Raw genomic sequence first — 12,580 nt, forward strand, 5'->3', positions numbered from 1 at the left:
GTACCCTTTAATATGGAATTTAGTCCTGATCTGAAATATCGGAACCTTCCGGTAGTAGCCCTCGTGGGGCGTCCTAACGTGGGAAAATCTACCCTCTTTAACCGGCTGCTCAGGCAGCGCAGGGCCATTACCGATCCTACCCCGGGGGTTACTCGGGATCCCATCGAGGCTACTGCCTTTATTGCGGGCCATCCCGTAACCCTCATTGATACGGGGGGCTTTAAGCTTGAGCGGGAAGTCCTGGAAGATCTCGTGGTAGAAAAAACCCTGGATACCCTGAACCGGGCGGATCTGATTGTGCTGGTTATGGAAGCGGGGGACCCGACCAGCGAAGACGAAGAGTTTATAGACCGGCTGCGGCCCTACTGGGACAAGGTCTTGGTGGCGGTAAACAAAACCGAGGGGGGCCGCCGGGAAAGCTACGCCTGGAACCTGCTGTCCTACGGTTTTAATGATATCTTCATGATTTCTGCTGAACATGGAGACAATATCCTTGAGCTGGAAGAAGCCATTGTGAAGCGACTCGATTTCTCAGCGGTGACGCTTGTGGAAACTGAGCCTGAGCGGCTCATTCGGCTTGCGCTCATCGGAAAGCCCAATACGGGCAAATCAACCCTGTCCAACAGGCTTACCGCTTCCGATGCTTCTATAGTGAGCGATATTCCCGGTACAACCCGGGATGTGGTAAGCGGCCAGTTTGAATATAACAATCATCATTTTATTGTACTCGATACGGCGGGAATACGACGCAAAAATAAGGTGACCGAGAACATCGAATATTATTCGGTCAATCGGGCTATTAAGACACTCGACGAAGCGGATATCGTATTCTTGATGATTGATGCCCAGGAAGGACTTACCGAACAGGACAAAAAAATTGCGGCCCTTGCCCATGAACGGGGACGGGGCATTATTTTCGTGCTGAATAAATGGGATATCATGCCCCAGATAAAAAATGCCTATGAGGCTACCGTGGACCGCATTCATTTCCTTTTCGGCCAGATGGAATATGCGCCGATAGTCCCTATCAGCGCTCAGAATGGTACCGGTGTGGATAAGCTCTTAGAAACTGCGCTGCGGATGTACGGTCAGCTTAACAAGCAGATAGAAACAGGACCCCTGAACCAGGCGCTGGATCGCTGGCTCCAGGAGTATCCGCCACCTATTGGGCCCCGGACCCGCTTTAAGATTAAATACACCGTGCAGGCTTCCAGCAATCCGGTGAAATTTATCTTTTTTGTGTCCCGACCCCAGGCGGTGAGCGAAGCCTATGTGGCATACCTCAGAAACAAGATACGAAAAGATCTAGGTTTTTCCATGATTCCAGTGCAGATAGAACTGCGTCCTTCCCGGAAGGATCCTGTCACAGCCCGAAAAGAGCGGGAAGCCAAGAGAACCGAGGAAAATAAAGCCAAGAGGGATACTTAATCCATGGAGACCTACCAGATTGGGGATGTGGAGCGCCTCCTCGGGGTAAGGGCCCATGTTCTGCGATACTGGGAAAAAGAGGTGCCGCTCCTTCAGGTCCGCAAGGATCTGGGTGGCCGGCGGGTGTACAGCTCCCGGGATATCAGGATCCTGCTGCGGCTTAAATATCTGATCTATGATCGGCACTTTACCCTGGAAGGGGCCAGGGAGGAGCTGCTTCGGGAACTTGCAGGCCCCGGCCAGAATCTCCGGGCCGAGCTCGATGCAATCCGCTCTGATCTTCTAGATTTATACAGTATCGTTTCCCAGAGAACCCAAAGGACTTTAGATAATGACGAATCTTTTTCTTCCCCTGAATGAACCGGTCCGGACGGATCTGGAAAGGCTTTTTCCTCTTTTAGAGCAGCTTTTCCCTATACCGGGCCGTTTCCGTGCCCGGCTTCCCCAGGATGTGGCAGAGCTTTCCCGGCAGCTTACGAGCGAACGGCCCCGGCGGGATGCGGGGTATTTGGGCCAGAAGGCCCTGCTTTCGGCCTATCTCCATTATTTTATGCCCTGGAACGTGTTCCGCCTCTGCCGGTTGCTTCCTGCGCTTGATATTGAGCTCAACGAGGGGGATGCGGTTACTGACCTTGGCTCAGGTCCCCTGACGCTGCCAATCGCGCTCTGGATGTGCCGGCCAGACCTCCGGGAGCTTCCCCTGGAATTTCGCTGCCTCGATAGGACCGCGGCGATTTTAGATGCGGGAAAGCGCATCATGCAGGCCCTGCCGTCCCAATGGAAGATACGTACTATCCGGGGCAGCCTGGGTGAGCGGATCGAAGGAAAGCCCGCGAAACTGGTAACGGCCATTAATGTGTTTAACGAGTTATTCTGGGATACCCATGACGGTCCCCGCCTCGTGGCGGAGCGCTACGGGCCGGTGCTTTCTGCGCTGGCTGCAGAAGAGGGGCTCATATTGATAGTCGAACCGGGGATTCCAAGGTCGGGGGAGTTTATCAGCCTTATGCGGGAAGGGCTTCTCAGCCTGGGCCGTGTGCCCCGCGCTCCCTGTACCCACAGCGCCGCTTGCCCCCTCCCCGGCGGGCGGCGGGGCGCCAAGTGGTGCCACTTTGCCTTTGATACCGACGAAGCCCCAGAAGCCCTGCACCGGCTTTCCCGGGCAGCGGGGCTCCCCAAGGAGCGGGCCACGATGAGCTTTTTGCTCGCCGGCCCGCCGCTTCGAGGTTTCCGCCCAGACGCAGCAGGGAAAGCTGAGCCGGCTGTGGCAATGCCTAGCCTGCCTGCTCCTGCGGCCGCCCCTGCGGCAACCGCTATGGGAGCGACAGCCTCAGCCGTACAAGCTGGGTCAGCTGCTATTGGGCACAAACTGGCTTTCCGGGTCCTTTCGGATCCCTTCCCCCTGGGGGACAAGGCAACCTTTAGTCGGGGGTCCCTATTGCTGGGCCGCTATGCCTGCTCGGAAAAGGGGCTTGTACTTTTGCGGGGACAGGCTGGCCGGATACAGGGCCTTGCTGCCGGGGCCTATGCGGAAGTACAGGGCCGGGACCTGCAGCGGGAGCGGGATAAAAAATCCGGGGCTCAGATCATCAATCTAATGTAAAATTCTCTTATTATTCCAAGTTCAGGGCTGTTCCCAGGGCCTTTTCCATTTGGTTTACCAGGGCTCTGAAATCCCGGGGAAGGGGGGCGGTAAAGCTCCGTATTGCGCTGGTTCCTTCAGGCAACACAAGCGAATAGGCATGGAGACCGAGGCGGGCGAGGAGTGGTTTTTCTTCCATGCTGTCTCCCCTCCAGCCCCGCTTAAAGGCCGAAAGGTAGACCGGCTTGGTGTTTCCGTACAGGGGATCGCAGACCACCGGGTGCCCAAGGCTTGCCAGGTGTACCCGGATCTGGTGGGTGCGGCCCGTTTCTATCTGGGCCTGGATGAGGGAATAGGCACCCACTTCGGCAAGGAGCTTAAAATGAGTCAGCGCATGTTTACCCTTAGCCTTGTCTATGACCGTACGATGTTCCCGGTCTCCATCGGCCCTGAGGGGGAGGTCGCAGACCGTTTCGGTCCATCCTGGTCTTCCGTGAATGACCGCCAGGTATGTTTTTTCGATGCTTCTTGATTCAAAGAGGGAAGACAGGTCCCGGTGGGCTTCCTTGGTTTTGGCAAAGAGTACGAGCCCGGAAGTGTCCCGGTCGATACGGTGTACCACATAGACCCGGTGAGGGAAGGGGGTACGGGGCTCCCGGGGAGGCACCGCAGAGGCCGCCTCTCCTGCCTCCTTCGCATAATAGGCATTCAAAAGCTCGTCCAGCCGTTCCTTGGAATCATCCCAACGGTCCGCAATAACCGCAATGCCGCTTGCCTTGTTTACCACGAGGAAGCGGTCGTTTTCGTACAATATGCTAAAGGGTTCGATATGTTTCATCTCTATGAGTGTAATCTGTTTGCCGCTTCCGGAGCAAGGAGTCTTAACCTGCTCGTTCCACTTAGTTCCAGTTGGATTCCAGAAAGAACACGATGAGGAGGGCGAGGAGCCGCTGTATTTCTGCCTCATCGGGCGAACTCTTTGGCAAGGTGCCGAGGTATTTTTGGACCTCTTCCAGAAACCAGACAAAGGACCCAAAGTGAATGTCGATCCTAAAAGCGAGCTCCTGAAATTGCCGGGACTCGACCGCCTCACCGAGAATTTCCGCCAAAATATCCTGGGCAAAACGGGTGATTTTTATTAGGGCATCCAGGTCCTGTCCTGCGTCCAGGTGCTCCCGTACTTCTTGAATGGCCGTAATGCGGCTGTGAATCTGGTGTTTTGACAGTTTAGAAATGGGTAGTTTGTGGAGCCTAAAGTTGGTGGATCGGATTTTGCCTTCCAATTGATGGAAAAGCCGGGAGATGCGGTCCGCGCTGGCCCCTTCTGAGCCCGAAACAAAGGGATAAAAGTCACCCGGGGGACCAAAAAGGTTACCCAGGGCGATGGCGTACTGGCGGCGGATGCTAGAGCTTTTGCCTGCAATGAGCCGGGGGAGGAGTTCGCTGGTTGCTTCAAACAGGCCCAGCCGGCTTGCTGCGTCGGCTGCGGCGGCTCTGAGCCGGTCACTGGCGGCGTTCCGGTAAAATTCTGCTACCGTTTGGGCTGCCACTTCTCCGCCAATGTCTCCCAGGGCCTGGATGCAGGCTTCCTGGAGCTCTTCTGACTTGGTGCTCTTAAGGCAGTGTATGAGGGGTTCTACCGCCCGCCGGTCCCGTATTTTACCTAAAGCCCGGGCCACGGTTATCTGGAAATGGGATTGGTTAGATTCGAGCCGCTGGATAAGGGGTTCCACCGCATAGGCTGAACCGATGCGGCCCAGGGCCCGCGCCGCTTCTTCACGAATTTCCAGGTACGGATCATCAAGACGGGCAATTATTTCATCCAGGGCAAGGTCTCCGGTTTCTGCCTCTATAGACCGGAGGGCCTGTTCAGTTCTGCCTGGATCTGTAGCGGTAGCAATGTCATCGAGATAGGCATAGGTTTTAAGGATCCCCGGATTTGCTACGCGGCCAATGACAAAGCCCACTTCCTGTTCTCGGCCTTCCCGAACCCGGGAAATAATCCAGGCTGAAAGGAGAACCATGAGTATGCTGCCGAACTGTACCACGTGGAATCCCGAAAAGGAAAGGCGGAAAAGTTCAATCCTAAAAGATGCGAGGGCATCGAGCAGGGCGCCGCCCAGGAGGGAGCCCCCGGAGGACACAAGCCCTACCAGGGTCATGTACCAGGCAACGTAGGCGATCCTGTTTTTATTGGGCGAGAGGGAGAGCATCATCTGGTTTACCCCCTCCCAGAAGGCAGGTGCTAGGAGCCCCGCTGCAATGGATATCAGCGGCAAAAGGTATATATAGGTGCGATGGTTCAGGAAAAAGTAACCGGTCCAGCTTAGGACAAAAAAACAGCCGAGTACGACCACGGGTTTCCGTCCCCATTTATCCATAATAGTTCCCCAGAACGGGGCAGTGACAACCCAGGTAAGCTGGGATATGACGAACATGATGCCGAGCCAGGTGTTGGGCGCGGCGACCCCCTTGGGATCAACGACATAGGGGGACTGAAAGGGTCCGATCAGGTTGATGGAAAAAATGGCGATACCGACCGCAACTGAAAATTGTATAAAATTTTTATTTTTTAGCGGTTCCAGGGCATCAAGGGGATTAAAGGTTTCCGTCTCTGTAGGTTCCGGTTCGGGGATGAACAGGTTCAGGATGATATCGACAATACCGGAAATGGCGCCGATGCTGAAAATGGCCCCATAAATCCAAAAGGTATAGGGTCCTTTAATCAAGTCCAGGACCATGCTGGCAAGAAAAAACCAAATAACGTTGATAATATTGATGATAGCCGACCGCTTAAGGAAAAAGGCTCCCCGGATTTTTTCCGGGAAGAGGTCTGCCACCCAGCTCCACCAACCAGCGGCGCTGGCGTTCATGAATACCCAGGACAGGGGAACCGCAATCATAATAGCCCGGATGCCCCAGTCGGTGTTTCCCGTGGCTGCTGCCACAAAGGCCGCGGCGGCGATGGCCAGGGTAAGAAGGCGGTGAATCAGGTGAGCGGCGATAAAAAAGGGCTTTTTCCGGCGGGCATAACCATAAATAAAGATAGATGCGAGCTGAAAAAGGCCTGAGATCTGGAGCAGGGCAACAAGAAAGCCCAAGGTAGAAGAAGATGCTCCTAAATGGTTAATGACAAAGACGTTGAAAATTGGCTGGGGTGAACAGACAATGCCCCATACGGTGGCAAGGCAGCCTGTAAAAATGTTGAGCTGCATGGCCAGGTTCAGTTGTTTGGGGGTAAGTTTTTTTACTGGATTAAGGGTCATGGGGCAAGTCTAACCAGACTTGCCCCGCCATGTCTAGAAGCGGTTTATGGGCTCCACTGACTTTGTTTTTTACAATATTTCGGTCTGTATGTTGCCAGCGGCCAGTCGCACTCAAGCGGCTCGTGTGACGTTAGCGGTCTGGGTGCGGCAAGCTAAACAAATCTTAATTGGTGGCAAATTTTCGGGATCCCGGTTTTACATAAGGGATGTTTTGCTTGCAGAGGTCGCAGTCCCCCGCGTCCCAGTTGGCCACGCTGACCGTACAGGCAGGGTACAGGGGCCAGCGAACCTGAACCCCCTGGGCCCGCCGGTCCACCACACAGGCGAGGGCTACTACCTTGCCGCCGAGGGCTTCGAGCACCGCAGCGCTTTCTTCCGAGGACTTCCCCGTGGTTACCACGTCTTCGGCTATTAAAATTCTTTGCCCCGCCGCTATCTCGAAGCCCCGGCGCAGCGTCATGGCACCCGTGTCGTCCCGTTCGGTAAAGAGGGCCGGCAGCCCAAGCTGGCGGGCGAGTTCGTAGGCCACAATGATACCCCCCATGGCGGGCCCAACCACCATATCCACGGCGAGCCGGCCCGCGGCAACGTCCGCCTTAATAGCCGCTGCGACCGCAGAAAGGGCCTCCGCTGCCCGGTCCGGATATTGCAGAAGCCGGGCGCACTGGAAATACCGGTCCGAGTGCCGCCCCGATGACAGGAGAAAATGTCCTTCCAGCATGGCCCCCGATTGGCGGAGCAGTTCCAATGTTCTGTTTGTATGTTCTGAGTTGTTCATTCTATGCGTCTCCTTAATATTTCCCTTGCAGGGATAGTTCGGACAGCTGTCCGATACCTTCGGTTTTCATAAATCGTTCGAGTCCTTCGATAATCTCTATCATAGCGCTTGGCCGCGGAAAGGTGGCGGTGCCTACCTGAATGGCTGCAGCTCCTGCCATAAAGAACTCCAGTGCGTCCTCTGCTATCGCGATGCCGCCCATGCCGACCACGGGGACCTGCACGGCGGCGCAGACGTCCCAGACCATGCGGAGGGCAATGGGCTTAATGGCGGGGCCGGAAAGACCCGCGGTCACATGGTCGAACACGGGTCTGCGCCGCCGGATGTCAAAGGCCAGGGCTTTAAAGGTATTCACGAGGCTCAGGGCGTCAGCGCCGGCATCCACACAGGCCTGGGCCACGCCGGCCAGGTCCGGGGCATTGGGGGAAAGCTTAACCATGAGGGGCTTGCTGCTGACCTTACGGACCGCCCGGACCACACTGGACGCATCGGCGGGACAGAGCCCAAAGGCCATGCCGCCAGCCTTAACGTTGGGACAGGAGATGTTAAGCTCAATCATATCGATGCCGGTGGCCCCAAGGAGACGGGCCCCTTCCTGGTATTCTTCTACGGTTGAGCCTGAAAGGTTAGCGATGACTGCAGGCCCGAGGCCGAGCATGGCCGGGAGTTCCTTTTCAATAAAAGCGGGTATTCCGGGGTTTTCGAGCCCTATGGAGTTCATGAGCCCCGAAGGTGTCTCGTGGAGCCGCCTTCCCCGGTTCCCTTCCCGTGGGTAGAGGGTAAGCCCCTTGGTACAGATCCCGCCGAGGCGGGATACATCGATAAGGCCCTCGTACTCTCTGCCGTAGCCGAAGGTCCCCGAAGCGGCGATAACCGGATTTTTAAGAACAAGCCCCGCGATGCGCACCGAAAGGTCCGGTGCTTGAGATGTCTGGGTAGATGTTGTCTGGTCCCTTGCAGATTGATGAGCCTCAGTCATCGAAGAGTACCTCCTCGGCGGGGAAAATGGGGCCGTCGGCACAGCAGCGGCGGTTCCCCTGTTTTGTACGGACCGTGCAACCTAGGCAGGCCCCGACTCCGCAGGCCATCCGTTCTTCCAGGCTGATAAAGCAGGGAACGGCGGCTTTCGCGCAGTCTTCGGCAATGCGCCTGAGCATGGGGGCAGGGCCGCAGGCATAGACCGCCCGGTATTCTGCGGGATTAAAAAAGTCTGGAATTCTCCCCCGGTGCCCTGCGGAGCCGTCCTCGGTAGCAACGGTAAGGTTCTGGCTCGGCAGGGATTCAAGGCCATAGGGCCGGGATCGGAAACCTGCAAAAAAGCGGAAATCCGCGCTATCCATGATTTTACTTAAAAAAAGGAGGGGAGCAATGCCGATGCCTCCTCCGACTAAAGCGAGAGGCTTGGTTACTGCGGAACCTGGGCCGGAAGCCGAGGCCCCTGTTGAGTCAGGCATACTGGGCCAGGTGTTCCCCAGAGGGCCTGCAAGCTCGATTGTTTCGCCGGGCCGGCCCTGCACCAACTCCCGGCTCCCGGCACCCCGTTCAGCCACAAGGAAGCTCAGAATCCCCTTCTGATGATCCAGCACGCTGATGGGCCGGCCCAGGAGGACCCCGCTTCGCACCAGACGGAGCATAAAAAATTGACCCGGCTTGCTTTCTGGCCCATCCCAGCTGACCTTCAGCACCGAGACAGCCCCTTCGCCCTTTGCCTCATATATGACCGGGTTGGCAATAATGGTGCCGGGAAGAAAGGCCCGGTCATGGGAGCAGTGAGCTGTTTCAGCCACGGGAAGCCTCCTCCCAGCCCCTGCTGGCAGCACAGGCCGCAAGAATATCGGTTTTCATGGCCAGAGTTTCCCGGCGGGCTGCGACTGCCACATCGGCATAGGTAGCTTCCAAGATGTTATGGGTGTTAAAGTCGGCAAACCAGGCTTTGAGGATAGACCGAGATGCATTAACCACCCCACCGTTTCCATCAATCAAGAGGCGGCTTGCATCTTCCGCGGCTCCTCCCTGGGCACCATAGCCCGGGATAAGGAAAAAGAGGTCTCTGTATTCCCGTCTGATTTGTTCGGCTTCTTCCGGTTCGGTACAGCCCACCACTACGCCAAAGGCGCCGAATCCGGAACTCCCCCGGCATTCATGGGCAAGGGCCTGTATTTTCCGTCCGACCTCGTGATAGAGGCGCCCACCCTTGGCTAATTCTTGGTATTCAAAGTCCTTCATGCCCCTGTTGCTGGTCCGCATGAGCACAAAGGCCCCTTTGCCCTGTTCTTTGGCATAGGAAAACCAGGGTTCAATGGAATCCATGCCCATATAGGGCGATAGGGTGACCAGGTCTGCTTCAAAGTCCCCTTCATAATGGGCCTTGGCATAGCATTTTGCCGTGTCGGCTATGTCTCCCCGCTTAATGTCGGCGATGACGAGGCTGCCCCGCTGGCGGATATATGCCAGGGTGTCCCGATAGGCTTCAAGCCCCGCAAGCCCCAGCGCTTCGTAATAGGCAATCTGAACCTTGTAGCAGGCCGATACATCCTGTGTCGCGTCGATAATTGCCCGGTTAAAATCTAAAACAGCCCGGGCCTTGGATGTGGCGTGCTTGAGTTCCCGGGGCGGAATATAATCGGGGGCGGTATCGAGTCCTACACAGACCGGTCCCCGGTCCCGTACCGCCTCAAAGAGGGCGTCCATGGCATATTTCATCCTATTCTCCTTGGATAATTTGTAAGGGTGTCGTACACGATGTTCCCTTTATGTATGGTCATGAGAACCCGGCCCTGCAACTGTTTTCCGATAAAGGGACTGTTCGAGCTACGGGATCTAAAGACATCTTTCTGAACGGTCCATTGAGCATTAAGATCTACTAAAACGAGATCTGCGCGTGCCCAGGGGGCAAGAAAGCCCCGGTCTTCGAGCCTGAGAATACGGCTCGGGTTGCGGCTCATGAGGGCTGAAAGTTTTTTAAGGGATATATGTCTTTCTAATACAAGGGCTGTGTAACAAACTGCAAAGGCTGTCTCAAGACCGATAAAACCCGGTGCCCCCTGGGTCTTATCCGCCTCGGTATGGGGCGCATGGTCGGTGGCGATAGCGTCGATGGTTCCGCTCTGCACCGCCTCAATAAGAGCGCCGATATCTGCCGCAGTTCTGAGGGGCGGGTTGACCCGGCCATAGCTTTCAGGGCCCAGCTGGTCCGCAATTTCCTCGGTGCAGTCCAGGTGGTGGGGGGTGGCTTCGCAGGTAAGGCGGAAGCCCTGAGCTGCGGACCCTTTACGGGCCTTGCGAATGAGCTCTACCGCCTCCTTGGTCGATACATGGGCAATATGGATATGGATCCCCGTTTCGGCTGCCAGGGCAAGGACCCGTTCGGTGGCAAGGTTTTCCTCCAGGCGGCTCCAGATGCTCCGGGGCAATCCTGCGTTCTTGGCGTCCTCCGCCTCTTTACCGCCCCAGTCGCAGTGAGAACTCACGGGTAGACCGAGCCTCCGGGCTTCTTGGAAGGCCTTGCGGAGGATCCTATCGTCCGCCACATCTTTGCCGTCCTCAGACAGGAGCCGCACCGTTCCCTGTATCGTTTTTGCATCGAGGGCTTCCAGGTGGTCTGTGTCACGGCCTTCCATGTTCCGGCTTAAGGACAGGACGGGGAAAAGGTCGATGAGACCAAGCCGCTCGGCCCGGCTCTGGAGCTGCCGGGCCAGGTCTAAGTTATCGATGACGGGCTTTGTGTTTGCCATGCAAACCACGGTCCCAAAGCCGCCTGATGCGGCGGCGAGGCTCGCGGATTCGAGACTTTCCTTTTCGGGAAAACCGGGGTCGCGGAAATGTGCGTGGAGGTCCACAAAGGCGGGCATGAGGACCCAGTCGGTGCCCGAACAGTCAATATGGATTGCCGCCCCGCTTTCTTTTGCCAAATCCGCCGGACCTTCATCAATATAAATTTCTCTGATGTGCCCATCCTCTACTACGAGGCTGCCCTGTCTATCCATACTGTGGTCCACGAGCCGGACCTGTTCGAATATTAGTTTCATGAAAGCCTACCGGAAGTCTTCGGCGCTCCGCTGTTCATCGCAGTATTCGCAGCGATAAAGGCCACGCGCCGGGTCTACGAGGTGGAAAATATGGGGAGCGTATTTCTCGGTGGCGGTAATACAGCGCGGGTTTTTGCAGATTAAAATGTTTTCTACCCGTTCGGGGAGCTTGAGGCGGATTTTTTCGGTAATCTGCTCGTTTTCTATGACGTTGACCGTAATGTTGGGGTCGATGAGCCCCAAGACGGCGAAATCGATGGTAATTTCGTTATCAATTTTGATGATATCCTTCCTTCCCATGCGGCGGGATTCGGCGTTGACCACAAAGGCGACCGTGTAAGGGGCCTTGCCGAGGCCGAGCCAGTTAAAAATACGCAGTCCCTGGCCTGCTTTGATATGGTCGATAACGATACCGTTCTTTATTTTCGCTATGTTTAGCATGCTGCGTCTCCTATAAGGGAAGCGATAAGGGCCATACGGACATACATGCCGTATTTTGCTTGGGCAAAGTAGGCTGCCCGGGGGTCAGCGTCGACCTCCATGGCGATTTCGTTCACCCGCGGCAGGGGGTGCAGGACGATGAGGTCCTTTTTTGCGTTTTTTAGTTTTTCGTTGTCCAGGATGTAAAAGTCCTTGAGCCTGATGTAGTCCTCTTCGTTAAAGAACCGTTCCCGCTGGACCCGGGTCATGTAGAGTACATCCAGGTCGCCCATGACCGACTCGAGCCGGTCAGTTTCCCGGTATTCTATGTTATTCCGGGCGAGGGCTCCGTTTTTAATGTACTCGGGGATTTTTAGTTCCTGGGGGGAGATGAACACCATACGGTTGTTGCGGTAGCGGGCCAGGGTTTCCGCCAGAGAATGGACCGTCCTGCCGAAGCGCAGGTCCCCGCAGAAGCCTATGGTTAAGCCTTCGGTGGAACCCCGCAGCTGGCGGATGGTAAGCAGATCCGTCAGGGTCTGGGTGGGGTGATGATGGCCCCCGTCGCCTGCATTGACTACCGGGATTGAGGAATAGCGGGAAGCGAGGAGGGCTGCGCCTTCTTTGGGGTTCCGCATGACGATCATATCCGCGTAGGCTGCCACGGTTCGGATCGTGTCCGCTAGGCTTTCTCCCTTGGCCACTGAACTGGAGGAAGGTTCTGCGAAACCGAGGCAGGAGCCTCCGAGCCTGAGCATGGCGGCTTCAAAACTAAGCCGGGTTCTCGTGCTGGGCTCGAAAAAGAGGGTGGCGAGAATTTTTCCCCGGCATAGATCCCGGTAGTGCAATGGGTCCTTTTGGATACGCTGGGCCAGCGAAAAAAGGTCCTCCAATTCCGTTAATTGCAGATCCTGCGGATCCACCAGATGTCTGCCTTGCAGCATGGGCTCCTCCCTTAAACCGGTTCTTTTCTGTTCCAGCCGGTAACGCTCATAGTAAATGGGCAAAAAAAAGCCGCCCTGACAGGGCGGCTAGAAAAAACGATGAAAAGGGCCGGAAAGAAATTCCCGCCCCGCTG

The 12,580-nt window shown here is 56.2% G+C and carries 12 protein-coding genes; 3 read left to right on the plus strand and 9 right to left on the minus strand.

All coding sequences use genetic code 11. The features are described from left to right. Window positions 1-12: 12 nt before the first annotated feature. Genes der through Q7P68_RS02090 form a run of 3 tightly spaced genes read left to right on the plus strand, consistent with a single transcriptional unit; the run spans window position 13 to window position 3,031 of the window. Window positions 13-1,428 carry a ribosome biogenesis GTPase Der gene (gene der, locus Q7P68_RS02080; RefSeq protein ID WP_304222201.1) on the plus strand — a complete coding sequence of 472 codons (1,416 nt, stop codon included), beginning with the start codon at window positions 13-15 and terminating at the stop codon, window positions 1,426-1,428. Between the two features lie 3 nt (window positions 1,429-1,431). Continuing rightward, the gene (locus Q7P68_RS02085) at window positions 1,432-1,788 is read left to right on the plus strand and encodes a MerR family transcriptional regulator (RefSeq protein WP_304222204.1); all 357 of its coding nucleotides are present in this window, start codon (window positions 1,432-1,434) and stop codon (window positions 1,786-1,788) included. Next, on the plus strand, window positions 1,760-3,031 hold the full coding sequence (locus Q7P68_RS02090; RefSeq protein ID WP_304222207.1) for a small ribosomal subunit Rsm22 family protein: 1,272 nt from the start codon (window positions 1,760-1,762) through the stop codon (window positions 3,029-3,031). Before Q7P68_RS02085 ends, Q7P68_RS02090 begins: the two co-directional genes overlap by 29 nt. 10 nt (window positions 3,032-3,041) lie before the next feature. Here Q7P68_RS02090 and Q7P68_RS02095 read toward each other — a convergent pair whose 3' ends face one another. The 9 genes from Q7P68_RS02095 to pyrB all read right to left on the minus strand — a co-directional run bounded on the left by Q7P68_RS02095 (window position 3,042) and on the right by pyrB (window position 12,446). Next, window positions 3,042-3,848, minus strand: a complete 807-nt coding sequence (locus Q7P68_RS02095; RefSeq protein WP_304222210.1) for an RluA family pseudouridine synthase — start codon at window positions 3,846-3,848, stop codon at window positions 3,042-3,044. Between the two features lie 61 nt (window positions 3,849-3,909). Beyond that, window positions 3,910-6,276 (minus strand): MFS transporter, encoded by a 2,367-nt coding sequence (locus tag Q7P68_RS02100; RefSeq protein WP_304222211.1) that lies wholly within the window; start codon window positions 6,274-6,276, stop codon window positions 3,910-3,912. A gap of 163 nt (window positions 6,277-6,439) precedes the next feature. Further along, window positions 6,440-7,054 carry an orotate phosphoribosyltransferase gene (gene pyrE / locus Q7P68_RS02105; protein ID WP_304222214.1) on the minus strand — a complete coding sequence of 205 codons (615 nt, stop codon included), beginning with the start codon at window positions 7,052-7,054 and terminating at the stop codon, window positions 6,440-6,442. Between the two features lie 13 nt (window positions 7,055-7,067). After that, window positions 7,068-8,033 (minus strand): dihydroorotate dehydrogenase, encoded by a 966-nt coding sequence (locus tag Q7P68_RS02110; protein WP_304222216.1) that lies wholly within the window; start codon window positions 8,031-8,033, stop codon window positions 7,068-7,070. Then, window positions 8,026-8,841: a dihydroorotate dehydrogenase electron transfer subunit gene (locus tag Q7P68_RS02115; RefSeq protein ID WP_304222219.1), complete on the minus strand. Its 816-nt coding sequence runs from the start codon at window positions 8,839-8,841 to the stop codon at window positions 8,026-8,028. The genes Q7P68_RS02110 and Q7P68_RS02115 overlap by 8 nt, the downstream gene beginning before the upstream one ends. After that, the gene (gene pyrF, locus Q7P68_RS02120; protein WP_304222221.1) at window positions 8,834-9,757 is read right to left on the minus strand and encodes an orotidine-5'-phosphate decarboxylase; all 924 of its coding nucleotides are present in this window, start codon (window positions 9,755-9,757) and stop codon (window positions 8,834-8,836) included. The genes Q7P68_RS02115 and pyrF overlap by 8 nt, the downstream gene beginning before the upstream one ends. Further along, window positions 9,754-11,082 (minus strand): dihydroorotase, encoded by a 1,329-nt coding sequence (locus Q7P68_RS02125; protein WP_304222223.1) that lies wholly within the window; start codon window positions 11,080-11,082, stop codon window positions 9,754-9,756. The genes pyrF and Q7P68_RS02125 overlap by 4 nt, the downstream gene beginning before the upstream one ends. A gap of 6 nt (window positions 11,083-11,088) precedes the next feature. Beyond that, window positions 11,089-11,523, minus strand: a complete 435-nt coding sequence (locus Q7P68_RS02130; protein ID WP_304222225.1) for an aspartate carbamoyltransferase regulatory subunit — start codon at window positions 11,521-11,523, stop codon at window positions 11,089-11,091. Next, window positions 11,517-12,446, minus strand: coding sequence for an aspartate carbamoyltransferase (gene pyrB, locus Q7P68_RS02135; RefSeq protein ID WP_304222227.1), 930 nt, complete (start codon window positions 12,444-12,446; stop codon window positions 11,517-11,519). The genes Q7P68_RS02130 and pyrB overlap by 7 nt, the downstream gene beginning before the upstream one ends. Window positions 12,447-12,580: the final 134 nt, after the last annotated feature.

The sequence above is a fragment of the Gracilinema caldarium genome, assembly GCF_029265695.1.
Taxonomy (GTDB): Bacteria; Spirochaetota; Spirochaetia; order Treponematales; family Breznakiellaceae; genus Gracilinema; species Gracilinema caldarium_A.

What these genes read in the sequence shown, in the direction of transcription:
- der (WP_304222201.1), top strand. Translation starts at nt 13, where the DNA reads ATGGAATTTAGTCCTGATCTGAAATATCGGAACCTTCCGGTAGTAGCC.
- Q7P68_RS02085 (WP_304222204.1), top strand. Translation starts at nt 1,432, where the DNA reads ATGGAGACCTACCAGATTGGGGATGTGGAGCGCCTCCTCGGGGTAAGG.
- Q7P68_RS02090 (WP_304222207.1), top strand. Translation starts at nt 1,760, where the DNA reads ATGACGAATCTTTTTCTTCCCCTGAATGAACCGGTCCGGACGGATCTG.
- Q7P68_RS02095 (WP_304222210.1), bottom strand. Translation starts at nt 3,848, where the DNA reads ATGAAACATATCGAACCCTTTAGCATATTGTACGAAAACGACCGCTTC.
- Q7P68_RS02100 (WP_304222211.1), bottom strand. Translation starts at nt 6,276, where the DNA reads ATGACCCTTAATCCAGTAAAAAAACTTACCCCCAAACAACTGAACCTG.
- pyrE (WP_304222214.1), bottom strand. Translation starts at nt 7,054, where the DNA reads ATGAACAACTCAGAACATACAAACAGAACATTGGAACTGCTCCGCCAA.
- Q7P68_RS02110 (WP_304222216.1), bottom strand. Translation starts at nt 8,033, where the DNA reads ATGACTGAGGCTCATCAATCTGCAAGGGACCAGACAACATCTACCCAG.
- pyrF (WP_304222221.1), bottom strand. Translation starts at nt 9,757, where the DNA reads ATGAAATATGCCATGGACGCCCTCTTTGAGGCGGTACGGGACCGGGGA.
- Q7P68_RS02125 (WP_304222223.1), bottom strand. Translation starts at nt 11,082, where the DNA reads ATGAAACTAATATTCGAACAGGTCCGGCTCGTGGACCACAGTATGGAT.
- Q7P68_RS02130 (WP_304222225.1), bottom strand. Translation starts at nt 11,523, where the DNA reads ATGCTAAACATAGCGAAAATAAAGAACGGTATCGTTATCGACCATATC.
- pyrB (WP_304222227.1), bottom strand. Translation starts at nt 12,446, where the DNA reads ATGCTGCAAGGCAGACATCTGGTGGATCCGCAGGATCTGCAATTAACG.